The organism is Mesorhizobium sp. B2-4-15, from assembly GCF_006658505.1.
Taxonomy (GTDB): Bacteria; Pseudomonadota; Alphaproteobacteria; order Rhizobiales; family Rhizobiaceae; genus Mesorhizobium.
In genome coordinates this window covers 1-25,154 of record NZ_VFUZ01000041.1, presented here as the reverse complement: position 1 = coordinate 25,154, position 25,154 = coordinate 1, and the positions used below count along the sequence as shown (strand labels likewise).

Here is a 25,154-nt window from a genome sequence, read left to right as displayed (position 1 = left end):
ATCGAAAATCGCCAGAGGAAGAAAAGTTCCTGGGAAACGGCGGCGCCAGCGGATTTCCCCCGCAGCATGGTTAAGGTGCGCCATGGCTTCTCGGAGCGGTTGATCAACTTGACCGCCACTGCCCTCAGTCGGTCTGGATCCAGATCGACTTCGTCTCCAGATATTCGTGCAGGTGCTCGGTGCCGCCCTCGCGGCCGTAGCCGGACATCTTCATGCCGCCGAATGGCACCGCTGGGTCGATGGCATGGTACATGTTTACCCAGACAGAGCCGGCCTTGATGCGGCGCGCGAGCTTGTGTGCGGTGCCCAGATGGGTGGTGAAGATGCCGGCGGCCAGCCCGTAGGGCGTCGCATTGGCCCGTGCGACGGCCTCGTCCAGCGTGTCGAAGGGCATGGCGGAAATGACCGGCCCGAAGATTTCCTCGCGCGCGATGGTCATCTTGTCCGACACCGAACCGAACACGGTCGGCGCGATGAAATTGCCGCCATCATAGAGCGCGCCCGTCAGCCGCGAGCCGCCGGCGACCAGTTCGGCGCCCTCGTCGCTGCCGGCCTTGATATAGCCCTCCACCTTGGCGGCCTGGCGGGCATTGATGAGCGGCCCGATTTCGGTCTCCGCCTCGATGCCATGGCCGATGCGCAGTCTGCCGGCGAACTCGGCGACCCGGCGCACGAATTCGTCGTGGATCTCGCGCGCCACGAACAGGCGCGAACCGGCAATGCAGATCTGGCCCGAATGCACGAACACCGCCATTGCCGCGACTGGAACAGCCTTGTCGATGTCGGCATCACGGCAGACGATAACAGGCGACTTGCCGCCAAGCTCCAGCGAAACGCGTTTGAGGTTGGCGACGCCCGCCCGCGCGATGGCCTGCCCGGTCTGCGTCGAACCGGTGAAGACGATCTTGTTGACGTCGGGATGTTCGGCAAGCCGCGCGCCGGCCTCCGCACCCGTTCCCGTGACGATGTTGACCACGCCGTCAGGCACGCCGGCTTCCTGCATCAGCCGTGCGATCAGCAGCGGCGTCAACGACGCGTCCTCCGAAGGCTTCAGCACGATGGCGCAGCCCGTGGCGAGCGCCGGCGCGATCTTCCAGATCGACGAGGCGGTCGGCGCATTCCAGGGGATGATCGCGCCGACGACACCCACTGGCTCGCGCCGGGTGAAGGAGACGATCTCGCCGGGGATGGAATTGTCGATCGCCTCGCCGTGCAGCGCGGTCGCCATGCCGGCGTAGAAGCGCAGCATGCCGATGACACGGCGGCGGTTGGCGAGCGTGCGCGTGATCGGCAGCCCCATGTCGAGCGTGTCGGAAACACTGAGCTCTTCCCAATGCGTCTCGAACAGGTCCGCGATCCTGAGAAGCACGCACTGCCGCTCGTAGGGCGAGAATTTTGACCACGGTCCTTCGAAGGCCGCGCGCGCGGCGGCGACCGCCGCATCGATATCCGCGGCTCCCCCGCGCGGCACCGTGGCCAGCACTTCGCCCGTCGCCGGATTGAGCGCCCGCATCTCCTGGCCGGATTGCGCCGGAACCCACTTGCCGCCGATGAACATCGGCCGGAATTCGCCGTGGTAAAGCGTGGTCGCCTTCGCCCTGGGGTCGAAATTCAGCGTCATCTCTTCCTCCTCACGAATTGCGTGGCGACTATTACTCCCGGCGCCGGCGCCCTCAAACAAGGAAAGCAAAAGGGCGTCAATTCATTCTTCCAGGCGCCGTGGCTCGGGAAAGGTAGCCCGAAAACCGCGTACCTTGTCACGGGATTTGTCCAGTTTGGACAAATCCAACCGCAAGTAACCTATCCGCCCGCGGTTTGCGGTAGGCGGTTCTCAAGTCGGATTGCTGGCGCCAAGCTCCGGAGCGGAGCAGCCCCCGGAATTCCCCTGCGGCAGCTTCGGACCGCCGATGCCGCGCGCGATCTCGACGTGGCCTGTCCGCCTCCACTGCTGCCAGTCTTCATTCGAGGTCGAGACGATGCGTCGTCGGTTCGGCACGACATCGGCCCGAACCGGACAATCAGCCTCTTCGACGCCACGCGCTTTAGACTAAGGGACACGCCGGCGTTAACCATCTTCCCATGCCGAATCGAACTCGAAGCGGTATTGGCCGTTCAAGGTCATGGAAGATCGCCAACCTAGATTTCGCTGCCGTCCCGCGCCGTCTGGCACCTGGACCGTCTGGGATCACGTTGCCGACGAACCCGCGACCTTGGGAGGACGCAGGCTCGTTGGCCGCACATGGGAGCGCGCCAGGAGTGCATGTGACCTGCTGAGGCGGATTTATGACAATCGGCTCGACGCTCGGTCGGTCCGACAGGACGCACCGAGCGCTTCAATGGGCCGCGTCGATGATCTCATTCGGTCAATTCGCAAGCGGCAAGATTTCAATAGTTAGGCATGACCATAGGCGTCGCAGCGCCCGGCCAGACCGGGCTTTGCCCACTCGGCCTTTACCACGGCCGGCTGGGGCCGACATTCTGCGGATGGGCGCGTCGCGCCACCTTGCCTGCGACGATGATTTCGCCTCAACTATGCCGCTGTCGACGTCGATCGCGTTCGGCGCTTCGACCGGCGGCTTGTATTTCGCCCGGCAGGAAGCGGTCATGTCGCGAACCCTGATCATCGTTGGTCTCATCATGGTTGCCGTAGGCTTGTTGTGGCCCTGGTTGTCGCGGATCGGCCTTGGCAGATTGCCTGGTGACATCGTGATCGAGCGTGGGAACTTCACATTCTATGCCCCGATCTCCACGGGAATCCTGATCAGCATCGTGCTGTCGATCATTCTGTGGCTGGTCAACCGGTAGCTGCATCCGCCTCCTTCCGCGGGAGAACAAATTCATCTTCCCACCGGTGGCACTCGACCAAGTTCTCTCCTCTCCTTTCGACGCTCCATGGAACGCGCGTTTCGACGGGCTGTTCTGAGTTCGGCAAGTGTTGGTTGCCACCAACCCCGCCCGTATTCAGCCGGGCCGGGTTCATGACGAGCGGGCCAGGTCGCGACGAGCTCCGATAGCGTCGGCGAACGCCAGATACCACATATGGGATCGAAACCTGCGTGGACCGCGTGAGGATAGAAGTCCGCTAACGCAGCCGGCTGCTCGGCAAGCTCGCCTGTTATGTGGGTAAAGACAACAATTCCGTACGGTGCTGTTGCGACAGGCCGACCCAGCGGCGGCAGTTCCCCAGGCGGCAAGGGATAGCGACGCCGTTTGCGTTCCGCGGAACGCAAGCGGGCGGCCTTTTGCTCTTCCGAGTTCCTTTTTGCCTCCCGTCGCCGTCTCCTCTCCTCCGGTTCATTTCGTCGAGCCGCCGCCTCGATCTCGTGCCAACGACGCCGTAACTCGTCATAGGAACTGAACGGCACATGCCAGAGCCGCAGGTCTTCGTCCCAGCGTGCCCACGGGATTGCCCGCAACTGTTCGACAATGGTCTTGGAATAAGGCGTTCGGATTTGAATATCTTCGCCGACTTCCAGGTACGGGCTCGTAATCGGGTCAAAGGCATAGGCATCTCGACCCTTCAGATCGCCATATCTATCCACAAATTCGGCTTCATGCGCGAGCCAGCGGTCGAACCGGCGAGCTCCGGTCTTGCCTGGGATAAACCAGCTCCGGCGTTCATCATTCCACCTCGCCCGGGGAAAGGCCTGTCGAAACCGCTCGACAGCCATCCGGTCATAGGGAAATGCCGCGAAAGCGCCGGGCGTTTCCGCTCCCTTGTTCACACGTCGTCGCTTGAAATCCTCCATGAGTTGCTTCCACCGCTGTTCGCTCGGTATGAAACGCGTCACGACGCTCGACAGTTCATCGTGCTCCATGGCAGCCAGCCGGGACGCCCCATTGCGCTGGCCACGCTTCACCACCTGGCGCCCGTTGGATGACACGCTGAACAGGTATGCCGTTCAATCGCCCTCTCCCGCGCGAACCAAGCCTTGCAGTGGTCGAAAATAATGCGCCGCAACATAAATGCTGCATCGCACACAAGACTGTCACATATCTGCCTCAATATGCCCGGGCGGCAAGACAACCATCGTCAACCAAGAGGAATAAGGAAATGTCCAAGACCGCCGACAAGACCGCCGACAAGCTCACCGAAACCGTCGAATCTCCGTCATTCGACCCCGGCAAGGCTACTGATCAGCTCCGCGCGGTCGCCGAAAAGGGCGTCGAGCAATCGAAAGAAGCTCTCGCCAAATTCCAGTCGGGCACTGAAGACGCCCAGAAGGCGCTCGAGTCGACCGCCGAAACCGCGAAATCGGCCGGCAACGAGCTGTCGCTCAAGGTGATTGCCGCACTGCGTGTCAATGCCGAGGCTGACTTCTCGCACCTCGAGACTCTGGTCCGTGCCAAGTCGCTGTCGGAAATTTTTGAGTTGCAGACTGCCTTCCTGCGCAAACGCGTCGAAATGGGTGTCGAGCAAGCCAAGGAATTCCAGGCGCTCACCACCAAGGCGGCAACCGACGTTTCCAGACCGGTCAAAGATGCCTTCGAGAAGGCGCTCAAGGATCTCAAGGTCGCCTGACCTCCGTACGGGAGGCGGCCAGCCTGCCTTGTCAACGATCCAGATGGCCGCGTCGAGCGCCGCCATCTGGCAAGTTTGCTCGAGGCAAACATCTGTGCCGGCCCTGAAGCGACGCGTATGAAGGCATTTGGAATTGCCTAGGGATCGTGCACCGTGGCGGGCCACGGCAAACGCAGGCATTCCAGTGTCTCGAGGGCCTACATGGAAATCGTCCAACGCGCTTCGACGGCAGTTACGCCGCCGCCAGCCGACCTTGCAGCCGCTCTCAGCTGCGCCTCCCCCGCCAGAATTGCGAGACCAGCGCGGTGATGAGGCTACTCAAGACCATCCACGCCACGACTTCGGTTTCAGACGCGCCGCAGCCGCGCCGCGCGAGGTCCCTGCCGGAGTCAGCCGCGACCACCGGCGCGAGGTCCGGCCGGCTTCCGCGCCTGACCGAGTAGGCCCGCGTTATCTCGGCGCCGAACAGGAATATCTGCGCCGAATAATAGACCCAGAGCAGCACGACCAGCAGCGCGCCGGCTGCTCCGTATGACGTGGCTATGGCGCTTGTGCCGATGTACCAGCCGATCAGCGACTTGCCGACGGTGAACAGGAGCGTGGTCACGACCGAGCCGATGGCAACGTCACGCCATTTGAGCGTTCTGTCCGGCAGCACCTTGTAGATTGCCGCAAACAGCAAGGCGATCAGGACAAAGGAAACGACGGTGTTGATGGCGCTGACGATCAGCGCGCCGAACGGCAGGCGGGCGTTGATGAACTCGCCAAGCGCCGAGACCGCCGTGCTCGCCGCCAGCGACACCAGAAGCATGAAGCCAAGGGCAGCGACGAGGCCGAGGCTTGCCGCCCGTGCCCGCACCAGCCGCGAAAGCGAGACGCCCTTGGGCTCGACCTTCCAGATCTCGTTCAGTGAGAGCTGCATTTCACCGAAGACGCCTGATGCGGTGACGAAGAGCGTCACCAGCCCGAGGATAGTGGCCAGCGTGCCGGAAGATTTGTGCGACGCTGTTTCGATCGTCGCCCGCAGGAGGTCGGCAGTCTGCGCTCCCATCACGCCCGATATCTGGGCCGACAGCGCGAGTTGGGCGGCATCGTGGCCAAATACCAGACCGGCGATCGCCACCACGATGAGCAGGATCGGCGCCAGCGAGGTGGCGGCGTAAAAGGCCATCGCTGCGCCATGGCTCAGCGCCTTGTCGTTGACGAAGCCGCTGACGCTCTCGCTCAGCAGAACCCAGCCTTCACGGACCCAGCCTGGCATCTTTTCTCACCTGCCGCCGATATCGGCCGTGCTATCGCGCACGAGCATCATTGAGTTCCGTCCCTATGGGCGGGATCACCCGGCGCCGTCTCGCGACAGCTTCAGCGAGCGCCAGGCGACTTGCGGACCTCGGCCTAACTATCCCTGTCGGTATCGAGTTGGTCATGGCTCGTCGCGCTCACACGGCTTCTAACAACTGGTGGGGCGGTCGGGTTCCGCTTGTTCCCCGGCCGGACCGAGCTTCATCGGGTGGGCCAGTCGGCAAGCCTGCGGCGGGCGTTCGCGGCGCCGCCGGCATCGCCATCTCCGGCGGAGAACAGCCGGCCGGCCAGACGGCGCGGAAAATCCCATCCGGGGAGCTCCGACGACGAAGTTGCCCGCGAGGGGAACCAGAGGGCCTGCACCCGCGTCATAGAAGCAGGTTCCTGTTGCGGTCCAAGAGTGACATCGATGATCCGGCTCCTTCTTGTCGTCTTCGCTGTATTCGCCCTCGCCTGCAGCGTGGCGCGGGCGGCCAAGCTGGATATGACCACCGTCAATCAAGCCCAGTTCGCCGCCGGCGAGCCAAAAGACGTTGATCCGGCCGTGCTGAAGGCGCAAATCCTTCTGGACCGGGCCCGTTTCTCGCCGGGCCTGATCGACGGCCGCATTTCAGAAAACTTCGTCAAGGCAGTCGGGGCCTTTCAAACGGCGAGCGGACTCCCGTCGGATGGCAAGCTCACTCAGGAAACCTGGGACAAACTCATGGCAACCTCCGCCAATCCCGTGCTGGTAACCTATGAGGTGACGCGCAAGGACGTGCGCGGGCCCTTCACCAAGCGCATTCCGAACCGTATGGAGAAGATGGCCCGTCTGCCGAGGCTCGGCTATCGCAACGCGGTGGAGAAGCTGGCGGAGCGCTTCCATATCAGCGAACAATTGCTGAGGAGGCTCAATCCGGGCATCGGCTTCAGGAAGGCCGGCACAATGTTGGTGGTGCCGGATGTTGGCCGGGACGGCCCTCCCGCCGCCGTCGCGAGCGTCGAGGTCGACAAAGGCGCTCGTCTGGTGCGCGTGCTCGATCCTTCGGGCAAATGGCTCGCGGTCTACCCTGCCTCGATCGGGAGCGAGGAGAAACCTGCACCAAGCGGCATGGCGGAAGTCAAACGCGTGGTTCACAACCCCACCTATCATTATGATCCGCATTTTGCTTTCAAGGGTGTCAAGACCAAGCGGCCGTTCACCATCGCTGCCGGGCCGAACAATCCCGTGGGATCGATCTGGATCGACCTCTCCATCGAAAGCTATGGTATTCACGGCACGCCCGAACCGGGCAAGATCGGCACAACCTTCTCGCACGGCTGCATCCGGCTGACCAACTGGGATGCGGAAGACCTCGGCTCCATGGTCCAGCAGGGGACCAAGGTCAGCTTCACGGAGGGGTTGGCGGACGCTGGCGGCGAAGGGTCTCACTAGCCTTGCGTTCCTGAGGCCGGTGCGTGCGGGCCAGTTTCGCGGCAGAAACTCGGCGGCTTCCGCGACGGTTATCACGACCCGATCCCGGTCAGCGCGTCCGGGCTGGATCTGCCGAGTTGCCTTCTTTTGGCGCGACAGGTGTTTGCGGATTGTCTCGGGTCACGTCGAGAGACCTGGGGCGGACCGTCATCCGCAACCTTTTCCTTGTTCGCCGATTAATTGGACTAAAGGAGTGTCTACGTTGCGAAAAAAAGAACGATCGGTGGAAGCGCCACCGCCACCTGACGACAATGCGCAACCTCGCACCCGACCCCTGAAAGGCGAGGACGCGGAGGTCCAGCACCTTACCGCCACGACGAACCTGTCACCCAAGCAAGCTCGGGATGTTTTGCGGCGCCACGGCAATGACTGGCGTAAGATCGACGACGTCGCAAAGACATTCGAGCCCGACGACTGACCGGAGCAGCGTTGGCAGCTGGGCGCGCAAATGACGCGTGGTTGTCGTTACAGCGGATAGGATCGCATCGCTGATCTGGAACGCACGAACCTGCGCAACTCCATTGACTGAATCCGATGGCGGACCCAGTCCGCCGTTTCCATGCGAACGCGTCCGCAAGGGGCGGCAAGGCGCTGCACCCTGTCCGTTGACGCTGCGGAGCCCGTGCCTCGAAGACCCCGGTCTGTGCGGAACCGTACAAAAGCGATTTCAGGCAACCAACTTAATTTGCCGACATTATTGGGAAAAGCATCGGGAGGAAAAACCATGCTCCAAACCGACACGCCTGAGGAATATGAGATCGGTGACGAAGTCGCGCTGACGAGTACCGTCATAGGCATTCTCCCCAGCGGACGCGCCATAGCCGGCATTCCATCGTATGGCCATCCTTATGCGATCGACCCGCCGCCCAAAACCCGCGCCGGAGACAAGGTTGTGCTTGTTGGGGACGTCATCCGCATTGATCGCGAAGCCAATAAGCTCACCGTGCGGATCGACTGCGGCGGCGTGGTTACCGTTGACAAGTCCGCGATCACGAGGCTGAGGAAGCACCGCCGAACCTCAGCGGGCTGAGGTGCGAGGCAGAAAGTTGGAAAAGCCTCTGGGAATGCGAGGCGGGCACCGTAAAACGGAACACCCATTTCAGGCGCGGAGGACCGCGCTCGATCACCGCGGGCGACGCCACGCTGGCCAATGAGCCGGCCCCTTTTCAGAATCCGATCAACTGTCGAGGTGCCTCGGAACCTTTCGTCCGCGATGCACTTCCTTTGCATGTCCCCGAAGGTTGAACTGCCAATCCTGCGAGAGAACAGCCCCGGTCGGGAAGTCAACTGTGAGGTCGCGTTAGAGCCCGCTTTCGAGGAACTGGTCGCAGCGTCGCAAGCGCGCGGATGGACAGCCCAGGAAACGGCGGCAACTCTGCTGAAAATTGCAAAAGCGCATGCGGACCGGCTTGAGGCTACCATAGATACAGACGTTTTTTGGAGGCGGGCCGGGTCGAACTCGTTGGATGCTGCCGCGGAGATCTTTCGCGAGGCCATGCGGCAGACTGTCAAGCGGTACTCGCTCTGGTATCTGGTAGAGGGCGTGTTGCTGGTCACGGCCGGAATTCTAGCCGTGATCTTTCCTATGATCTCGTCGGTTGCCGTGGTGGTCCTGCTCGGGTGGCTGCTGATCATCAGCGGAGCCCTGCAAGGCATAAGCCTGGTCGGCGCGGGCCAGGTGCCTCATTTCTGGTTACAACTCATCTCCGTCATCCTTGCCGTGATGATTGGTCTGCTTTTTCTGCGCCATCCTGGAAACGGCCTGCTGACCATCACCTTGCTGCTAATCGTCTTCTTCATGATCGAGGGCATCTCGAAGGTGGTTTTCGCCCTCACCATCCGTCCCTTCCCCAACTGGGGCTGGGTCCTGGGGAGTGGACTGATTGGGATCCTTCTTTCCCTGATAGTGTGGATCAGGATTCCCCTGACGGCCATGTGGCTGATTGGGCTGCTGTTGGGGATAGAGCTGATCAGCGTGGGCGCGGCGACTGCTTACCTCGCTTGGCGGATTCGGAAGAGTTGAACGACGATACGGACCTCTCGAGCCGACGTCCGCCTTCCAGGCATGCGGCGCCGCGGCAACCCAGCCGATTTCGGACCTTCCGCTTGGATCAGAAGACCCGGCTGCAACAAGTGCATCCATCTACGGCAGGTTGCATAGTTTTCCTGCAGAAAACCTCGCAATATTAAGTAAAGTTAAGTAAAATTGGCGAAGCCTCACGGCATAATTGCATTAGCCGTCGCTTATTCCATTCACGCGGAGCCTCGACGGAAAGATAAGATATTTTTCTCCTGTACTATTTACTTATTCCTTGGAACGATAGGATGAGTTACAGGTTTGTTTGAAGTGGTCGCTTGAACTTGCATCGAGCGGCGGGGCGGGCCAGGCACCACGAGGAAGGATTGTCCGATGAGCTTCGTCGTCAACGCGCTAGGTGTCCCTCTCCCCTATAGCGGCGCCTCCAACCATTGGTTTTCGGCGGCCGGGGTCGGGCCGGTGCTATACGGCACCGCCGGTAACGACTCCATCTGGGGCGCCGGCGGCGCCAACGTCACCATGTATGGCGGCGCGGGCGACGACATCTATTACCTCTATGGGGCGGGCAACAAGGTGGTCGAGTCCGGCGGGGCGGGCGTTGACACGATCAGCACCTGGATGAGCTACACGCTGCCGGACAATGTCGAGAACCTCGTTGTTACCCACGCCAACAACTATGCGTTCGGCAATGCGCTGGACAACATCATCACCGCCACGGCCGGCGGCCAGACGCTGGACGGCGGCCGGGGGAATGATGTCCTGATCGATGGTGGTGGCGGCGGCGACACTTTTATCGTCTCGAAGGGCAATGGAAGCGATCTGATCGTCAATTTCGCCGCGAACGATACCGTCCGCCTCGATGGCTACGGCTTCACTTCGTTCAATGCCATCCACTCCAACATGATCCAGGCGGGACCGAATGTTGTGCTGAACCTCGGATCCGGCGAGATCCTCGAGTTCAAGAACACGACCATCGACAAGCTGCAGCCCAGCCAGTTCGAACTGCCGATCGACAAGTCCGCCATGACGCTGTCCTTCAACGACGACTTCAACTCGCTCAGCCTCTGGAACGGCCATAGCGGCACCTGGAATTCCAATTTCTGGTGGGGCCAACCGAATGGAAGTACCCTGACCGGCAACAGCGAGCTGCAATGGTACATCAACACCAATTACGCCTCGACCAGCTCGGTGCATCCGTTCAGCGTGCAGGACGGAGTTCTCACCATCACGGCGGCGCAGGCGCCAGCCGACATCAAGCCCCTCATCAACAACTACGAATACACATCCGGCCTGCTGACGACGCACGAATCCTTCTCCCAGACTTATGGCTATTTCGAAATGCGGGCCGAACTGCCCCATACGGCTGGGGCCTGGCCGGCCTTCTGGCTTCTTCCCGAAAACGGCTCGTGGCCTCCGGAGCTGGATGCCATGGAAGCGCGCGGCCAGGATCCGAACACGCTCTATATGACGGCGCATTCGAATGCCACGGGCCAGCACACGCAGGTTTCGTCCACGGTGAACGTCATGGATACGGGAGGCTTCCACACCTATGGCGTGCTTTGGACTCCCGATGAGCTTGTCTGGACGTATGACGGCATGGAGGTCGCCAAGGCAGCCACGCCGGCCGACATGCACAGCCCCATGTACATGCTGGCCAATCTCGCGATCGGCGGCGCCGCCGGCGCGCCGCCGGATCATCTCGCCACGCCGGCCGAGATGAAGATCGACTACATCCGAGCCTACACACTGAACGACACGACAAGCCACGCTCTCGAATTGGCCAGCCACACGGCGACCAGCACACACCATTTGGGCATGGCGGGCGAGCATTCGGCCTGAAGCGTGTGGCCAGCCCCATGCCGTGGGTTCGACAGGGAGTGCGGGAATGACTGGACAGTCGGGTTTGCGGCCTGTTTTCCGTCGCGTCGTCGCCGATGTCGGGCTCTTCTCGCTGCTCATCAACATCCTGCTGTTGGTCATCCCGCTCTACCTGCTGCAAGTCTATGACCGCGTCCTGCCCTCCTCCAGCGTTGAGACGCTCATCTATCTGTCGGCCATCGCGGTCCTGGCGCTTGCCTTCCTCGGTTTCCTGGACGCGATCCGCGCCATCTACACGCAGCGCGTCGCGGCGACCGTCGACAGGAGGCTGGGGGCAAGGACGTTCGCCGCCTCGCTCAGCGCTGGATATGCAGGCGCAAGCCTGTCGCCGCTGCGCGACCTTGCCTCGGTCTGCTCCTTCATCAGGTCACGCGGCGTGGCGGTGTTGTTCGACCTGCCCTTCGCCCCCCTCTTCCTCGCGCTTATCTACCTCATCCATCCGGTCCTGTTCTGGCTGACGCTCGCCGGCGCGGTGGTGCTCTTCGTGCTGGTCATGGCGAACCAGCTCGCCATTGGCCGCAACGATGCCTTGTCCACGGAACGCTCGGCTCTGGCCAGCCAGTCGGAACAGGCCTTCACCCGCAATGCCGAAACGCTGCGCGCCATGGGCATGGTCAGGAACGCCGCAGGGGTGTGGGGACGGCATGTCGGGGAAGCGCTCACCCTGCACGACCGCTCTTCGAGCGCCAATGCGATCTTCAGCGGAATTTCTCGGGCGCTGCGCATGATGCTGCAGCTTGCGATACTGGGCGCCGGCGCGTGGCTGGTGCTGGGAGGCAAGATGACCGCCGGCATGATCTTCGCGTCCTCGCTGGTGTCGGCGCGCGCATTGCAGCCGCTCGACCAGTTGATCGGGTCATGGCGGCAGATCGTCGAGGCCAGGCGAGCGTGGCAGCGCCTGGAAAAAGCGCTTGTCGAGCATCCGGCACAGACCCGCAAGCTGACCCTGCCGGACCCGTCGGGCGCGATTTCGGTGGAGGACCTGATCTTCGTCGCGCCGAATGCCCGGCCCGGGACCGCGCCCATCATCAAGCGGCTGAACTTCCGCATTGGCGCCGGCGAAGCGGTGGCCATCGTGGGCCCGAGCGGCGCCGGCAAATCGACGCTGGCGCGGTTGCTCGTCGGCGCCGCGCAGCCGACCAGCGGCTTCGTCAGGATCGACGGCGCCGACCTCAGGACATGGGATGAAAATCAGCTCGGAAGGCATATCGGCTATCTCGCGCAGGAGGTGGAGCTCTTCCCCGGATCGATCGCGGACAATGTCGCCCGCTTCGAGCCTGACGCGGACGACGTCTCGATCGTCGAGGCAGCCAAGCGCGCCGAGGCGCACGAGATGATCCTGGCGCAGCCGGACAGCTACCAGACCAGGATCGGTCCGTCGGACCGGACGCTGTCGGGCGGCGAGCGCCAGCGGATCGGCCTGGCGCGCGCTCTTTACGGCAATCCGCGGTTCCTTTTGCTGGACGAGCCCAGCGCCCATCTCGACGGCACCGGCGAAGCCGCCCTCCAGGCGATGCTCGCGGCGGCGCGCGAGGCCGGCGTCACGACCATCGTGATCACGCACCGGCCTTCGATCGCCATGGCCTGCGACCGCGTGATGCTGCTGCGCGGCGGCGTGATCGAGGCCTTCGGCCCGCACGGCGACGTGCTTAAGCCACCGGTCGCCGCCAAGGGCTCTCCCGCGCCGGCGAACACGGCGGTGACCGGCTCGTTCGCCACGATGATCCGCACGCATAACGCCCGCTTCGGATCGTAGACGATGACCACGCAAAGCCTTGCCTGGGAAGGCCAGCCCCGCACCAACTTCCGGCGCGTCGCGCTCACCGGCTATGCGGCGATAGCGCTGCTGGTCGGCTGCTTCGGCTATTGGGCGGCGACCGCGCCCTTGTCCGGCGCCGTGATCACGCAGGGCACAATCTCGGCGACAGGCGGAAACATCCTCATCCAGCATCCCGAGGGCGGCATCGTGGACAAGCTGCTGGTCCATGAAGGCGACCGCGTGCGGCAGGGCCAGGATCTGGTCCTGCTCGACAAGACAGCCGCGCAGGCCGAGCTCAACCGGCTGACGCGGCAGTCCATCGCCCTCAGGGCAAGTGCGGCGCGGCTGGAGGCCGAGCGCGACGGACTGGACAGGCTGGCGCCGATCACCGAGACGGCGCCGACGCCGTTCCAGCACGACTTCGAGGCCCTGATCGGGGAGCAGCAGAAAGAGTTCGCCGCCAGGCTCGCCCGGTTCCGGTCGGAGCAATCGATCCTCGCGCAACGGGTCGCCATGCATCGCGAGTCGCTGCAGGGATTGAACGCCCAGCAACAAGCCATCCAGCAGCAGGCCGGCGTGGTTAAGAAAGAACTCGAAATCAAGACGAACCTCCTCGACAGGGGCCTCACCAACCGCACCGAATATTCGCAGCTTCTGCGCAGCGAGGCCGACCTCGTCGGCCAGGCCGGGGCCTTGGAGGCGGACCTCGCCTCGGCCAAGACGCAGATCGTCGAAGCCCAGGAGCAGACCGAACGCCTGACGACGCAGCGCGTCGAAGAGGCGCTGACCAAGCTGGATGAGCTTCGCACCAAGCTCGCCGATATCGGGGAACAGACGCGGACGGCCGAGGCGGTGCTCGAGCGTACGACGATCAAGGCGCCGACCGCCGGCATCGTGGTGTCGTCGACCTACAACTCGAAGGGCAGCGTGATCGCCCCCGGCGAGAAAATCATGGAGATCCTGCCCACCGCATCGGGCCTGATCGTCGACGCGCGGCTGCGACCGCGAGACGTCGACCTGGTTCGCGTCGGCCAGCCGGCGAAGCTCAGATTGTCCGCCTTGAACTCGCGCCTGACGCCCGAGGTTTCAGCCACAGTGACGCAGATTTCCGCGGACCGGCTGGTCGACCAGGCAACGCACGAACCCTATTTCCGCGCCAAGCTGAAGATTGCCGACGCCCTGCCGCCCGGCGTAAGGGCCGAGCAACTCTATCCTGGAACACCGGTCGAGGCGTTCATCAACACGGGCGACCGGACCTTCTTCGAATATCTCGCGCGGCCGATGCTCGATTCATTCGCCCGCGCCTTCACGGAGCAGTAGGCGTCACGGCGGACGCCACTACGGCGCCATTTCGGAAATCGACCGCGACGGACGGCCGCTGCCTTCGACCGAGCGTCGAGATATCTCGTTTGGGGCGAGACCATCTCGTAGACGAACCGCGCTCCGAGCTCGCCGAAGGCGCAATCGACGAGCGGCAACGGCGAGCAGAGGCGCGAAGGCTTCTGGTGGTCAGGCAGGAAGATCCCGCCATTTTACCATCCGTTCGCTCAGGTCGACGACCTCGCCGTCTACGGTGAAGGACCCGTCTCCCCTGTGGTGTAGTGTCCGCCGCTCTTCCCGCTCGCGATCGATCCAGATCCTGACCGCCTCCAGAAGGAAGAGGTTGTAGCTCTCGACCATGCTGTCGTCGACGATTCGACACTCGATATTGGCGAGACATTCGCCGATAAGGGGTGCTCCCACGTCCCGGGCGGGAAGGCGTGACAGCCTGAATTTCTCGAATTTGTCGACCTCCTTGCCCGAGCAGTTGCCTATATCGACCACCGTGCGGGCAAGATCGACCGTGGGGATGGCAATCACGCATTCGCGGGTTTCGCGCAATGCCCGGTAGCTATGGTCCCAGGGTCCGATGACGCATCCGATCAGCGGCGGCGCGTGCTGGACCATCATGTGGAAGCCCATCGTCATCACGTTCGGTTTGCCGTTTAGAGCGGTCGTGACCAGGACGATGGGGCCAGGTTCGAGCAGTCGGTAAGCGTGGGACGCGGGCATTTCCTTCATGTGAGTTCTCCTTGCGTGGATGGACAAGGCGCGATCCCGCCCCACCGGGGTCACCGGCTCAGCGTGCCGTCAAACCACCAAATACCGTCTCAACGATCGCCTCGATGTAAGCGTCGGAGATCTCGGAGTTGACATACGGAACGAGCAGCCGGTGATAGAGCGGGCCATATAGAGCATCGAGCACGACATCCGGATCCAATCCGGGTCTCAGTTCACCATTCGCCATGCCACGCCGAACGATCTCGCGGGCAATCCGTCGCCGCGGCTCGACCCAACGCATCTTTACGGCGTCCAGCAGCCTTTCATCGGTTTGCGCACGGCCCAGCAGCGGCCGCATGATCCTGCCCTGCTTACCGCGGTAAGCCCGTGCGAGCAGTTTCATGGATGCTGCAAAGCTCGCGCGCGCAGTCGCCTTCTCCTGGATTGGCGCCGACTTTGTCACTTCGGTGAGAAACGCATCCATCACGATTGCCGAGACATTCGGCCATCGGCGGTAGATGGTCGTCTTCGCTACCCCAGTCCTTTCCGCGATGCCTTCAATCGTCAGGGCGTCGAATCCCACCTCTTCGCCCAGTTCCAGCGCAGCGCGCAGAATCGCTGCCGTCGCATCCGCGCCACGCTGGCGCGGATGCGCGACCTTCTCCGATCCCAACCGAACATTCCTTTGCATCGTTGCTTCCCCTGCGGTCCGCGTGGCCAGAGCAAGCGGCAGACTGGCGTCTCTGATCCCGCGCAAACCCTCGAATCGGCCTGATAAGTGTACGCCACATATCGCGGTTGACAAGTGTACGCTACGTATCGTAGCTTTTGCAATGGGCTAGCTGGGCAAAGCGCGGTACCCCGCAGATCCTGGTGAATGACGCAGGCACTGCGGTCTGACCGTCCTGAACGGAGGATGACAGATGGCTTCAGTTCATATGCGGACACACGGTCGCAAACAGCCGAGTCCGTCGGCTGCGGACAATTCACCGACCCACATTGCGGGTAACGAAAGCCGCGGCACGTCCGGCCCATATTCGGTCGAGCTTCGGGTCAACGGCGAAATTCACGCGCTCGAGCTTGATCCCCGCACGACGCTGCTCGACGCCCTGCGCGAACACTTGCATCTTACGGGAAGCAAGAAGGGTTGTGACCAAGGCCAGTGCGGCGCCTGTACCGTCCTGGTCAATGGGCAGCGTATCAACAGCTGCCTCACCCTCGCCGTCATGCACGAGGGCGACGCGATCACGACCGTCGAGGGACTGGGCACGCCCGATCGCATGCATCCGATGCAGGCCGCTTTCGTCGATCATGATGGCTTTCAGTGCGGCTACTGCACGCCGGGGCAGATCTGTTCGGCCGTGGCAATGCTGAACGAGGTCGCAGCCAGCATTCCAAGCCATGTCACGGCCGATCTCGCTGCACCAATCGTGCTGAGCGAAACGGAAATCCGTGAGCGCATGAGCGGCAACATCTGCCGCTGCGCCGCATACCCCAACATCATCGAAGCGATCCACACGGTTGCAGGAGAACGGCCATGAAAGCCTTCACCTACGAACGCCCGGCCAGCGCGGCCGAGGCCGCCGCCGCGGCGGCGCGTACTCCTGGCTCAAAATTCATCGCTGGCGGCACCAATCTGCTGGATCTGATGAAACTCCAGATCGAAACGCCCACGCATCTTGTCGACGTCAACAACATCGGCCTCGATCGGATTGAGCCAACCGACCAGGGCGGCCTGCGCATTGGCGCGCTTGTCCGCAATACCGATCTTGCCGCCGATCCTCGGATCCGCAGGGATTACGGCGTGCTGTCCAGGGCGATTGTCTCGGGCGCCTCCGGGCAGCTCCGCAACAAGGCGACAACTGCCGGCAATTTGCTGCAACGAACACGGTGCCCCTATTTCTACGACACCGATATGCCATGCAACAAACGCTCGCCGGGCATGGGCTGCGCCGCGATCGGTGGCCTCAACGCCAATCACGCTATTCTCGGCGCCAGCGAAGCCTGCATCGCGACGCATCCCTCAGACATGGCTGTCGCCATGCGGGTGCTGGACGCGGCCGTGGAAGCGGTGGCGCCAGGAGGGGCAACACGCAGCATTCCCATCGCCGACTTCCATCGCCTGCCGGGCGATACGCCGCATGTCGAGACCGTACTGGAGCCGGGCGAGCTGATCACCGCGGTGACGCTGCCGAAACCACGCGGCGGCGTGCAGCTTTATCGCAAGGTCCGCGAGCGCGCGTCATACGCATTCGCCACGGTCTCGGTGGCGTTGATTGCCAGGATCGAGGAGGGCCGCCTCACCGTTGACCGGCTTGCCTTCGGCGGTCTCGCACACAAGCCTTGGCGCGTGGAACAGGCCGAGCGGACCGACGCCAACCCCGACTCGATCGCCGACATTGTGCTCGCCGGCGCCAAGCCAACCCAACAGAACGCCTACAAGCTGCCGCTCGTCCGACGGACACTCTCGGCTACTCTTGAACACGCACGCGAAGGAGCTTCCAGATGATCGGCCCCGGCATCAACCGTATCGACGGCCCGCTAAAAGTCACCGGGCGCGCTGTGTATTCCTACGAGCGGCAGGACGCGGGCCAACCGTTCTACGGTTTCATCCGCGGCGCGGCGATCGGAAAGGGCAAGATCACCCACATCGACACTGCGGAAGCCGAGATGGCACCTGGCGTGCGCCTGGTCCTGACCCATCGAAACGCTCCCAAACAGGGGGCGTTCGTCAACAAGCCTACGATTTTCGACCGGCCGCATCCGCAGCTGACCAGCGACCGGATCGAGTATTTTGGGGAGCCGGTCGCGTTTGTCGTCGCGGACACCTTCGAACAAGCCCGCGCCGCCGCGGCGCTTGTGAAAGTGTCCTATGCTCGCGAAGACGGGGCCTTCGATCTTGCCACTCACGCCGATCGGGCAGAGCCGCAGGCGACCCTCAGCATCGGCCTTCCGGGCGAGACGCGCTTCGGTGACCTCGATGCGGCGATGTCGGCCGGGCCGGTGACCATCGACCAGACCTACACGACGCCATACCACTTCTCGCAGCCGATGGAGCCGCATGCCTGTCTCGCCGACTGGCGCGACAACCATCTCACCGTCTATCTGGCGACGCAGACCGTCGCGCCAAATCGCGCCGCCCTCGCCGAAACGCTGGGTTTGACGGCCGATCAGGTGACCGTCGACGCGGCCTTTGTCGGCGGTGGGTTCGGCTCCAAGCTTTATCTCCACGCCGAGGCCGTTCTCGCCGCGCTGGCCGCGCGCGAGCTGGCCCACCCGGTCAAGGTCGCCTTGACGCGCCGGCAGGTCTTCACCCTCACCGGCCATCGGCCCGAAATGATCCACCGCGTGCGCCTGGCCGCGACACCGGACGGCCAACTCACCGGTCTCGGACACGACGTCAATCTTCAGGCGACCGAAGGGGAACCGTGGGTCGAGCAGGCCGCGACAGTGGCGCGCTCGCTCTATGCGGCGCCGAACCGCCTGACGCGGCACTCCATCACCAATCTCGACCTCAAGGCGGCCGAAGCGGTGCGCGGCCCCGGCGAACTGCCGGGCTTGCTGGCCTTCGAAACCGCAATGGATGAGTTGGCCCATGCCCTCGATATCGATCCCGTGGAATTGCGGCTCAAGAACGACACCCCGACCGATCCTGAGCTGGGCGTGCCGCTGAACGGGCGGCGGCTCGCGGACTGCCTGCGCGAAGGTGCCAAGCGCTTCGGCTGGAGCCAGCGGCCGAAGACGCCGGGTGGCCGTCGCGAGGGAAATCATCTGGTCGGCTACGGCATGGCGGCGGGAATCCGGATGCATTTTCAGGGGCCGACGGGCGCCATGGTCCGCATCGAGCCGGACGGCCGTGTGATCGTGCGTTCCGACACGCCCGACATCGGCACCGGCACGTACACCATCGCCTGCCAAATCGCGGCGGAAGCGTTGGGGATCGGCGTGAATCTGGTGACAGCCCAACTGGCGCATTCGGATTTTCCGCCAGGCGCCGGCGCCGGCGGCTCCTGGGGAGCGTCCAACCTGTCGATAGCGGTCGACCGCGCCTGCCAAGAGATCAGGAACAAAATCGCCGAAGCTGCTGGTCCGGGAGCCGTTCCCAACGACATCCTCGCCGATGTCGGCCGCTGGTTTCCGGAAGGCCTTGAAGCCACAGGACAAACTATTGGCCAAGCCGAAGATCCGAACTTCAAGAATTATTCCCAGAACACCTATGGCGCGGCGTTCGCGGAAGTCCTTGTTGATGTCGCAACCGGCGAAATCCGTTTGCGGCGCATGACCGGCGTGTTCGCGGCGGGCCGCATTATCAATGCCAAGACGGCGCGCTCGCAGTTGATGGGCGGCATGATCTGGGGCGTCGGCTCGGCACTGCACGAGGCCGCCCTTGTCGATCGGCGCTATGGCAATTGGGTCAACGGCGATCTCGCCGAATATCTGATGCCGGTGCACGCCGATATTCCGGCCATCGAGACGGTGCTGCTCGACGACTATGACGAACACGCCAACCATCTCGGCATCAAGGGCGTTGGGGAACTGGGCGTCTGCGGCACGGGAGCGGCGGTCAGCAACGCGGTATTCAACGCCACCGGCATACGAGTCCGAGACTTTCCGATCACCCTGGCCAAGCTGCTGCCGGGACTTCCGCCGATGAGGACGGGAGCATGACCACTCAGCGGCCAAAGCAACCGGACGAGGAGCGACAGGCGCGGGACTGCGGATCCTGCGCCGGATCGGCGGCGGGCCGGAGCTCGGCCCGCCGCGGACAAACCGATATCGGCCGGATGATGGTTGCGGCGCTGTGGGTGAGCAGGTTTGGCGCAACGCCCCGGCCCGCCGTTTACGCTCTTTACCATGGCTATCGAAAGAAGGTCATCTGATAGCGCGGCGATCCAGCATGATATATAAAACATTCCTAATTATATACGTGACAAAGCACGGACGATTCGATAGGGCGGCCATTGCGTGACAGGCCGCGAATCCGCATAGAATACGCTCATGCGGGTGACAGGGGTTATTAGACCAAAAAAAGCAAACGTCGCATTCTCTCTCTGGAGCGACGATAAGCTGAAAACAAAGGACTTCCCTCTCAGTAAGAAGAGAGGGAAAGCCTATCCCCTTACCCGTCGCTACCGGTGGCAGACTATAAGCTTTACCACCAAGGGGCGCAGTTACAGGGTGCTAGTCGCGTATCACACACTTGTTCCAGAGTTTATCGCGACGCTAGGCGAGGAAGTCGGTGGGGATTTGCGCGTTTTGGCGAGGTGGGAGTTTCACCAGACCCATGGCGGCTGGCATGTGCATACCGTTTGCGGTGACACCGACAACTTGTCAGTAGGCATCGTAAAGCCGTCAGGAACAAAGCGTATTCCCGATCCAAAGTCCTACCATCGCCACATGAAAATGCTTAACGATGGTCATGCTATGGGTGATATCGTCGCTACGGCGATTGCGTGCAGCCTTGTCGGCATAGACCAGCAACCCGATATATTCGTGATAGACGCGATGCCATGGGCCTGAAGGAACAAATATGCAGGGCGTTCTGCGAGAACGTCCAAGTCACTGCCTTTAGCGGCGGCGTGGCTATTTGCACGCCCTATAAAAACTTCGTTTCCGGAGACCTAATTGGCATATATGCGCTTGGTCCCAAGGCTGGCGTGTACCGCCTTGTCGACAATGCCCTCACGATTGCATTCCTGGAATGCGAAGGCGCCACGATGGACGCCGCAAGCCGCAGAGAGGCGCTTGCGCAAATTCTGGAACAGCATGGCGCAGCCTATGATGAGGAAATGGGCGAGATTTTCAAGGACGGCGTTTCAGAAGCCGATTTGCCAAAGGCCATCCTTGAATTCTCAGCACTGCTTCTTCGCCTGAATGATCTTATCCTTCTGACGGTCGAGCGCGTAAAGAACGCGTTCGAAGATGACGTTAAGGCTGCGATCAGGGAAGAAATGGACAAGCGCCATATACGCTTTGTCGAGGGGCAGCCAGTTTCCCCCGATCTGTCAGATGTGACGCCGGACATGGTTTTCTATCCCGCGAACCGCGATCCTGTCGCTCTGTTCATCGCGACCAATGATTCCAAGCTATGGCAGGCGATGCTTTTGCGAGTTATCGCGGACAGCGAACGACATCTGCCATTGTCGGTAATTGCGGTCTTGGAAACCGAAACTTCTGTGAGCCAGAAAGTTCGTCTACAAGCGGACAACCGCCTTGATGCGGCCCCGCGATATAGGAGCGGCCCTAGTGACACGATCCAACGAATCGCACGTGTCGTCGTCGGCAACGAAGCCGTCCACTGATACGGAGCGCTTCAACGAGACGCTTAAGCGGATGCTGAAGACGCCGCCGAAGCCCCACGATAATAAGAGACCTCTCCCCAAAGAAGAGCCGGCATCAATAAAAGGGACAAGCGCGAAGTCCCCCCTCGTCGTTGACACTGCGGTGAACGGCAGCACAAGGTGCGGTCGCTTGTGGAGGGGAAGAAATGTTTCGCGCGACCGCAATCTCAATCTTGTTCTCGGTCTTTGTTGGCGCCGCTGCTCAGGCTCAGGAAAAAGGCCCGTCTATAATCCCTGAGCGCCTGCAGCAAATTGCCTTAACTACTCCTTTGGCCGATCGGCTTCATGTAAATTGGGAGTCTGCATCGCCAACTGAGATTGGCCAGTACATGGGGCTTTTGGCGGCAATAAACCAAGCCTCAATTTCTCCCGCCACACGCGCCAAAAACAAATTTTGTCAGAATCCGGGGTATTGCCGTCCTGTGTTCCGTGTCACTTTTCTGCTGTTTGGCAGCGGGTTTTCGGTTTGTTTTTGCAGTGCAGGCAATACTATTTCCCTGATTGCTTGAAGATGAGGGTTTACTTCTTTTTTCAAAGATTTAGGAGGCGCTTCGCCTTCTGCTTAGGCGAGACCGATTTCGTTAATCCGCCGATAGATAAGGCGCTTGCCTTGAACCATTGCAAGCAACTGGTCGCGGCGCTCGATGTCAGTGACCTTTAGCGCCGTGCGGCGACTGTAACGGAAATCAAATTCGGCAAGGTAGCGGTGAAGATGGGCTTCGCCGCAATGCTGATACACGCCGACCATGCCGCGCTTGACGACCGAGAACACGTTCTCAATCGTATCGGAATGGATTGCAGCGCCGTCTTCATAGCGGACGTATTCGCCAGCGGAGTGATTGGTGGTCTTGTGTGAGGCGTATTCCTCACCCGTCACGGTACAGAGCTTGGACTGGTCGGTGTAGAGCGTCGAATTGCGGTCGGCATTGCGAACTAGGACATCGCGCACAACGGCCTTGGTGGCGTGCTGGACGTGAACCATGCGGGCTTTGCCGCCACGCTCGACAAGGCCGATAACGGTACGCTTCGGCTTCATCTTGCGCTTCAAGCGCGGCTGGCCCTTGCGCTGCGGCGAAAGGTAATCTCGGTCGACGCGTCCGATGTAGGTTTCGTCTTGCCTTCGCCGCCCAGCGGGCCAGCGGACTTCACGCCTTCTGCATGGCTTCGCGAATGCGGTGAGGCATGAACCACGCGGTCTTGTAGGTAACGCCAAGCCTACGGTGCAGCTGATGGGCAGACATGCCTTTCTTGGACGAGGCCATGAGGAACGTCGCTAGAAGCCACTTGTTCAAGGCGATCTTGGAACGCTCGAACACAGTGCCGACAGTAACGGTAAACTGTTCGCGGCATTGCTCAGGCATCATTCCGAAGGAAGGCGGTCGGTCCGACCCGAAAGGCGAACCGGAACGAACTCCATTCCGTCTGCCGCTTCGCATAACTGAAGCCGCCCACGGCAGAAGATCATTATGGGTGGACCTGCCAGGCCTACCGGAGCTGCTGGTCTGCCGGCTTATTTAGTAAAAACTAATAGAAAAGCGTCTTTTGCCGCGAATTCGCCCCGATCTTTGATGAGAGCGGTACTGACGGCGTGCCTGCATGAACTTCCACCACCTTGCGGAGAAAACGAAGTCCCCCATGGTCAAGGACAATGCCACAGTAGGCGTCGTGGTGCCGATGTTCAACGCGGAGCGAACCATTCGCTCCACCCTGACCAGCATCTGCCGCCAGAACTACCAGGCACTGGACATTATCGTGGTCGACGATGGATCGACGGACGGGTCCGCATCAATCGTGGCCTCCTGTGCCGACAAAGATCGGCGTATACGCCTCATAAGGCAGTCTAATGGCGGTGTTGCGCACGCTCGCAATCGCGGCGCGGCTTCTACCGACGCGGAATTTCTAGCGTTTGTCGATGCGGATGATCTTTGGGCCCCATCCAAGATAGCGTTGCAATTGCGCGCCTTGCTGGAAGGTGGCTCTTCAACAGGCCTTGCATATTGTTGGTTTGCGCATATCGACGAGGACGATCGGGTATTCTCGCTGCGTAATCACCCCGACGCCCAAGGTCACGTGCTCCAGCGCATGTGCAGACAAAATTTTGTCGGCAATGGAAGTTCGATGCTTGTACGTCGTTCCGCATTCGAGCAAGCGGGGCAATTCGATTCGACCTTGCGGGCCAAGAGCGCACAAGGCTGCGAGGATCTTCTGATGTGCCTCAGAATAGCGGAAAGTTACGAGTTCCGTGTCGTGCCTCAGCATCTTGTGGGTTACCGAATGACGAACGTCAACATGTCGAGCGATGTCATGCAGATGCTTCGTTCCTGCGAAATTGTCCTTGCCGAGTTTCGTGAAAAATATCCGCAATTCGGGGGCGATCTCGATGCCCATCTGGGCGACATGATCCATTGGCTTGCCACAAGAGCGTTGATTGAGGGACGGTTTTTCGCGGCCTACGACCTGCTGAAGAAGGCAGTCTTCCTGGACCCACGCACCGCGATTTCAGGTCTGCCTGACATGGTAGACGCATATTGCCGGGCCAGGCTGGTTCCTCGCTGGATCAAGCTTCGAGTAAAACGGATGCTAAACAAGGACGCCGAATTTCGGCCTCTTTATAGCGAAATGAGCTGGTGAAAATGTCATCCACTTCAAACGGGCACGTAAATGTGCTGGAGGCAGAACTGCGGGAGATGTTTGGCGTGGACGGCTGCGCAGGTGTCCGTCACGTGGATCTGGACATCCAAGGTGCTCCTGAGGACTGCGATGCCGGCATGATCGTCTTGTGGCGCGGCGGGCTGCCGGTCGGGCATTTGCTCAGGGCGAGCGACGGGGAGTGCCGCATTGCCCCAATTGCGGTCGCTCAAGACTCAAGCCCGGCTCCGCCGGTTCTGGACCTGCCGAGCGCCAGCGTGATCATCTGTACGCGTAACAGGCCGAAAGAGTTGCGGCGCTGCCTCTCCTCGCTCCCTCTGCAAACCCTTCCGCCCGCGGAGGTCATTGTGGTCGACAACGCGTCGGCAGGCGGCGAAACGCGCGAGGTAGCGCTCGCTGCCGGCGCAATCTATGTCCGCGAGGACCGACCCGGCTTGGATATTGCCCGAAATCGAGGAGCTGAGCGTGCATCCTCCGAGATCGTTGCCTACACGGACGATGACGTTCTGCTTCATCCGCAATGGCTTGAGCGGCTGGTCACGGCTTTTGACAGACCTTCGATCGGCGCGGTGACGGGTCTTGTGCTGCCCGCCGAGATTGCCACCGAAGCGCAGCGTTATTTCGAGACATTCTGGAGTTTCGGGCAAGGCTATACACCTCGGATTTTCCTCGCGGCCGATTTTGCCGCCAGCAAGCACGAGGTATTCCCTGCCTGGAAAGTTGGAGCTGGCGCCAGCATGGCGTTCCGGCGGGACGTGTTTGACCACGCCGGGCTGTTTGATGAGCGTCTCGACGTCGGTCAGGCCGGATGTTCTGGAGACTCCGAATATTGGTATCGGCTGCTTGCCAATGGATATGACTGCCGCTACCAGCCCACCTCCGTCGCGTTCCACTTCCACAGGCGGACGATGGAAGGCTTGGCCAAGCAAATCTACTTCTACATGCGCGGTCACTCAGCCGCTTTGCTCGTCCAGCATGAACGGACTGGCGTCAAGGCGAATTTGAGACAGGCGTTCAAATGGAAGCCGCTTTGGTATCTCGGCAGGGTTCGCAGGAGGCTGCTTGGACGCAGGGTCCCTGAGGATCGTTTCCTTTGGCAGGAAATCGCCGGCTATGTATCGGGGCTCCTGTTCTACCTCCGAACCAGGCGCGGGTAAGACGGCGTGGCGCAT

Annotated in this window: 21 protein-coding genes and 1 pseudogene; 16 read left to right on the top strand and 6 right to left on the bottom strand. The window is 61.7% G+C overall.

From position 1 onward, the window contains the following. Positions 1-124: 124 nt before the first annotated feature. Complete coding sequence (locus FJ930_RS28775; RefSeq protein ID WP_141841010.1) at positions 125-1,621, bottom strand: aldehyde dehydrogenase family protein; 1,497 nt, start codon at positions 1,619-1,621, stop codon at positions 125-127. Positions 1,622-2,484: 863 nt separating this feature from the next. Between FJ930_RS28775 and FJ930_RS30870 the strand changes: the two genes are divergently transcribed. Then, positions 2,485-2,805: a DUF2905 domain-containing protein gene (locus tag FJ930_RS30870; RefSeq protein ID WP_348642767.1), complete on the top strand. Its 321-nt coding sequence runs from the start codon at positions 2,485-2,487 to the stop codon at positions 2,803-2,805. A gap of 32 nt (positions 2,806-2,837) precedes the next feature. On the opposite strand, the gene FJ930_RS28760 is transcribed toward FJ930_RS30870, so the two are convergent. Next, positions 2,838-3,749: a hypothetical protein gene (locus FJ930_RS28760; RefSeq protein WP_141841023.1), complete on the bottom strand. Its 912-nt coding sequence runs from the start codon at positions 3,747-3,749 to the stop codon at positions 2,838-2,840. Positions 3,750-4,054: 305 nt separating this feature from the next. On the opposite strand from FJ930_RS28760, the gene FJ930_RS28755 reads away from it, so the two are divergent. Beyond that, the gene (locus FJ930_RS28755) at positions 4,055-4,522 is read left to right on the top strand and encodes a phasin (protein ID WP_141841022.1); all 468 of its coding nucleotides are present in this window, start codon (positions 4,055-4,057) and stop codon (positions 4,520-4,522) included. A 265-nt stretch (positions 4,523-4,787) separates the two neighbouring features. On the opposite strand, the gene FJ930_RS28750 is transcribed toward FJ930_RS28755, so the two are convergent. Beyond that, positions 4,788-5,783 carry a YihY/virulence factor BrkB family protein gene (locus FJ930_RS28750; RefSeq protein ID WP_141841008.1) on the bottom strand — a complete coding sequence of 332 codons (996 nt, stop codon included), beginning with the start codon at positions 5,781-5,783 and terminating at the stop codon, positions 4,788-4,790. 450 nt (positions 5,784-6,233) lie between these two features. Here FJ930_RS28750 and FJ930_RS28745 point away from each other — a divergent pair, with 450 nt between their 5' ends. From FJ930_RS28745 to FJ930_RS28715, 6 genes are all read left to right on the top strand, one after another. Further along, positions 6,234-7,238 (top strand): L,D-transpeptidase, encoded by a 1,005-nt coding sequence (locus tag FJ930_RS28745; protein WP_141841007.1) that lies wholly within the window; start codon positions 6,234-6,236, stop codon positions 7,236-7,238. 763 nt (positions 7,239-8,001) lie between these two features. Continuing rightward, positions 8,002-8,307, top strand: a complete 306-nt coding sequence (locus tag FJ930_RS28735; RefSeq protein WP_141841005.1) for a preprotein translocase subunit YajC — start codon at positions 8,002-8,004, stop codon at positions 8,305-8,307. 198 nt (positions 8,308-8,505) lie between these two features. Then, positions 8,506-9,300, top strand: a complete 795-nt coding sequence (locus tag FJ930_RS28730; protein WP_246677085.1) for an HdeD family acid-resistance protein — start codon at positions 8,506-8,508, stop codon at positions 9,298-9,300. A 387-nt stretch (positions 9,301-9,687) separates the two neighbouring features. After that, a complete protein-coding gene (locus FJ930_RS28725; RefSeq protein WP_141841004.1) occupies positions 9,688-11,154 on the top strand; it encodes a family 16 glycosylhydrolase in 1,467 nt (488 codons plus the stop codon). Between the two features lie 46 nt (positions 11,155-11,200). Beyond that, positions 11,201-12,949, top strand: coding sequence for a type I secretion system permease/ATPase (locus FJ930_RS28720; RefSeq protein WP_141841003.1), 1,749 nt, complete (start codon positions 11,201-11,203; stop codon positions 12,947-12,949). Positions 12,950-12,952: 3 nt separating this feature from the next. After that, on the top strand, positions 12,953-14,272 hold the full coding sequence (locus FJ930_RS28715; protein WP_141841002.1) for an HlyD family type I secretion periplasmic adaptor subunit: 1,320 nt from the start codon (positions 12,953-12,955) through the stop codon (positions 14,270-14,272). A gap of 189 nt (positions 14,273-14,461) precedes the next feature. On the opposite strand, the gene FJ930_RS28710 is transcribed toward FJ930_RS28715, so the two are convergent. Together FJ930_RS28710 and FJ930_RS28705 are read right to left on the bottom strand one after the other, a co-directional pair. Then, positions 14,462-15,013, bottom strand: a complete 552-nt coding sequence (locus FJ930_RS28710) for a flavin reductase family protein (RefSeq protein ID WP_140747650.1) — start codon at positions 15,011-15,013, stop codon at positions 14,462-14,464. A 58-nt stretch (positions 15,014-15,071) separates the two neighbouring features. After that, positions 15,072-15,683 carry a TetR/AcrR family transcriptional regulator gene (locus FJ930_RS28705; RefSeq protein ID WP_140747647.1) on the bottom strand — a complete coding sequence of 204 codons (612 nt, stop codon included), beginning with the start codon at positions 15,681-15,683 and terminating at the stop codon, positions 15,072-15,074. A 232-nt stretch (positions 15,684-15,915) separates the two neighbouring features. Between FJ930_RS28705 and paoA the strand changes: the two genes are divergently transcribed. The 6 genes from paoA (at position 15,916) to FJ930_RS28675 (ending at position 21,842) form a co-directional block, all read left to right on the top strand. Further along, positions 15,916-16,533 carry an aldehyde dehydrogenase iron-sulfur subunit PaoA gene (gene paoA, locus FJ930_RS28700; RefSeq protein WP_140747644.1) on the top strand — a complete coding sequence of 206 codons (618 nt, stop codon included), beginning with the start codon at positions 15,916-15,918 and terminating at the stop codon, positions 16,531-16,533. Next, positions 16,530-17,501, top strand: coding sequence for a xanthine dehydrogenase family protein subunit M (locus FJ930_RS28695; RefSeq protein ID WP_141841001.1), 972 nt, complete (start codon positions 16,530-16,532; stop codon positions 17,499-17,501). Before paoA ends, FJ930_RS28695 begins: the two co-directional genes overlap by 4 nt. Then, positions 17,498-19,660: a xanthine dehydrogenase family protein molybdopterin-binding subunit gene (locus tag FJ930_RS28690; protein ID WP_141841000.1), complete on the top strand. Its 2,163-nt coding sequence runs from the start codon at positions 17,498-17,500 to the stop codon at positions 19,658-19,660. The genes FJ930_RS28695 and FJ930_RS28690 overlap by 4 nt, the downstream gene beginning before the upstream one ends. A gap of 330 nt (positions 19,661-19,990) precedes the next feature. Beyond that, a complete protein-coding gene (locus FJ930_RS28685; protein WP_141840999.1) occupies positions 19,991-20,512 on the top strand; it encodes a hypothetical protein in 522 nt (173 codons plus the stop codon). Further along, the gene (locus FJ930_RS28680) at positions 20,503-21,294 is read left to right on the top strand and encodes a DUF1828 domain-containing protein (protein ID WP_141840998.1); all 792 of its coding nucleotides are present in this window, start codon (positions 20,503-20,505) and stop codon (positions 21,292-21,294) included. The genes FJ930_RS28685 and FJ930_RS28680 overlap by 10 nt, the downstream gene beginning before the upstream one ends. A 185-nt stretch (positions 21,295-21,479) precedes the next feature. Beyond that, positions 21,480-21,842: a hypothetical protein gene (locus FJ930_RS28675; protein ID WP_141840997.1), complete on the top strand. Its 363-nt coding sequence runs from the start codon at positions 21,480-21,482 to the stop codon at positions 21,840-21,842. A gap of 53 nt (positions 21,843-21,895) precedes the next feature. Here the strand turns inward: FJ930_RS28675 and FJ930_RS28670 are convergent. Next, positions 21,896-22,685, bottom strand: a pseudogene (locus FJ930_RS28670) (IS1595 family transposase); the annotation flags it as partial. 244 nt (positions 22,686-22,929) lie between these two features. On the opposite strand from FJ930_RS28670, the gene FJ930_RS28665 reads away from it, so the two are divergent. Beyond that, positions 22,930-23,964, top strand: a complete 1,035-nt coding sequence (locus FJ930_RS28665; RefSeq protein ID WP_246677084.1) for a glycosyltransferase family A protein — start codon at positions 22,930-22,932, stop codon at positions 23,962-23,964. A 2-nt stretch (positions 23,965-23,966) separates the two neighbouring features. Continuing rightward, the gene (locus FJ930_RS28660; protein WP_246677083.1) at positions 23,967-25,139 is read left to right on the top strand and encodes a glycosyltransferase; all 1,173 of its coding nucleotides are present in this window, start codon (positions 23,967-23,969) and stop codon (positions 25,137-25,139) included. Positions 25,140-25,154: the final 15 nt, after the last annotated feature.

Coding starts and splice junctions, on each gene's coding strand:
- FJ930_RS28775 (WP_141841010.1), bottom strand. CDS start 1,621: ATGACGCTGAATTTCGACCCCAGGGCGAAGGCGACCACGCTTTACCAC.
- FJ930_RS30870 (WP_348642767.1), top strand. CDS start 2,485: ATGGGCGCGTCGCGCCACCTTGCCTGCGACGATGATTTCGCCTCAACT.
- FJ930_RS28760 (WP_141841023.1), bottom strand. CDS start 3,749: ATGGAGGATTTCAAGCGACGACGTGTGAACAAGGGAGCGGAAACGCCC.
- FJ930_RS28755 (WP_141841022.1), top strand. CDS start 4,055: ATGTCCAAGACCGCCGACAAGACCGCCGACAAGCTCACCGAAACCGTC.
- FJ930_RS28750 (WP_141841008.1), bottom strand. CDS start 5,783: ATGCCAGGCTGGGTCCGTGAAGGCTGGGTTCTGCTGAGCGAGAGCGTC.
- FJ930_RS28745 (WP_141841007.1), top strand. CDS start 6,234: ATGATCCGGCTCCTTCTTGTCGTCTTCGCTGTATTCGCCCTCGCCTGC.
- FJ930_RS28735 (WP_141841005.1), top strand. CDS start 8,002: ATGCTCCAAACCGACACGCCTGAGGAATATGAGATCGGTGACGAAGTC.
- FJ930_RS28730 (WP_246677085.1), top strand. CDS start 8,506: ATGTCCCCGAAGGTTGAACTGCCAATCCTGCGAGAGAACAGCCCCGGT.
- FJ930_RS28725 (WP_141841004.1), top strand. CDS start 9,688: ATGAGCTTCGTCGTCAACGCGCTAGGTGTCCCTCTCCCCTATAGCGGC.
- FJ930_RS28720 (WP_141841003.1), top strand. CDS start 11,201: ATGACTGGACAGTCGGGTTTGCGGCCTGTTTTCCGTCGCGTCGTCGCC.
- FJ930_RS28715 (WP_141841002.1), top strand. CDS start 12,953: ATGACCACGCAAAGCCTTGCCTGGGAAGGCCAGCCCCGCACCAACTTC.
- FJ930_RS28710 (WP_140747650.1), bottom strand. CDS start 15,013: ATGAAGGAAATGCCCGCGTCCCACGCTTACCGACTGCTCGAACCTGGC.
- FJ930_RS28705 (WP_140747647.1), bottom strand. CDS start 15,683: ATGCAAAGGAATGTTCGGTTGGGATCGGAGAAGGTCGCGCATCCGCGC.
- paoA (WP_140747644.1), top strand. CDS start 15,916: ATGGCTTCAGTTCATATGCGGACACACGGTCGCAAACAGCCGAGTCCG.
- FJ930_RS28695 (WP_141841001.1), top strand. CDS start 16,530: ATGAAAGCCTTCACCTACGAACGCCCGGCCAGCGCGGCCGAGGCCGCC.
- FJ930_RS28690 (WP_141841000.1), top strand. CDS start 17,498: ATGATCGGCCCCGGCATCAACCGTATCGACGGCCCGCTAAAAGTCACC.
- FJ930_RS28685 (WP_141840999.1), top strand. CDS start 19,991: ATGCGGGTGACAGGGGTTATTAGACCAAAAAAAGCAAACGTCGCATTC.
- FJ930_RS28680 (WP_141840998.1), top strand. CDS start 20,503: ATGGGCCTGAAGGAACAAATATGCAGGGCGTTCTGCGAGAACGTCCAA.
- FJ930_RS28675 (WP_141840997.1), top strand. CDS start 21,480: ATGTTTCGCGCGACCGCAATCTCAATCTTGTTCTCGGTCTTTGTTGGC.
- FJ930_RS28665 (WP_246677084.1), top strand. CDS start 22,930: ATGAACTTCCACCACCTTGCGGAGAAAACGAAGTCCCCCATGGTCAAG.
- FJ930_RS28660 (WP_246677083.1), top strand. CDS start 23,967: ATGTCATCCACTTCAAACGGGCACGTAAATGTGCTGGAGGCAGAACTG.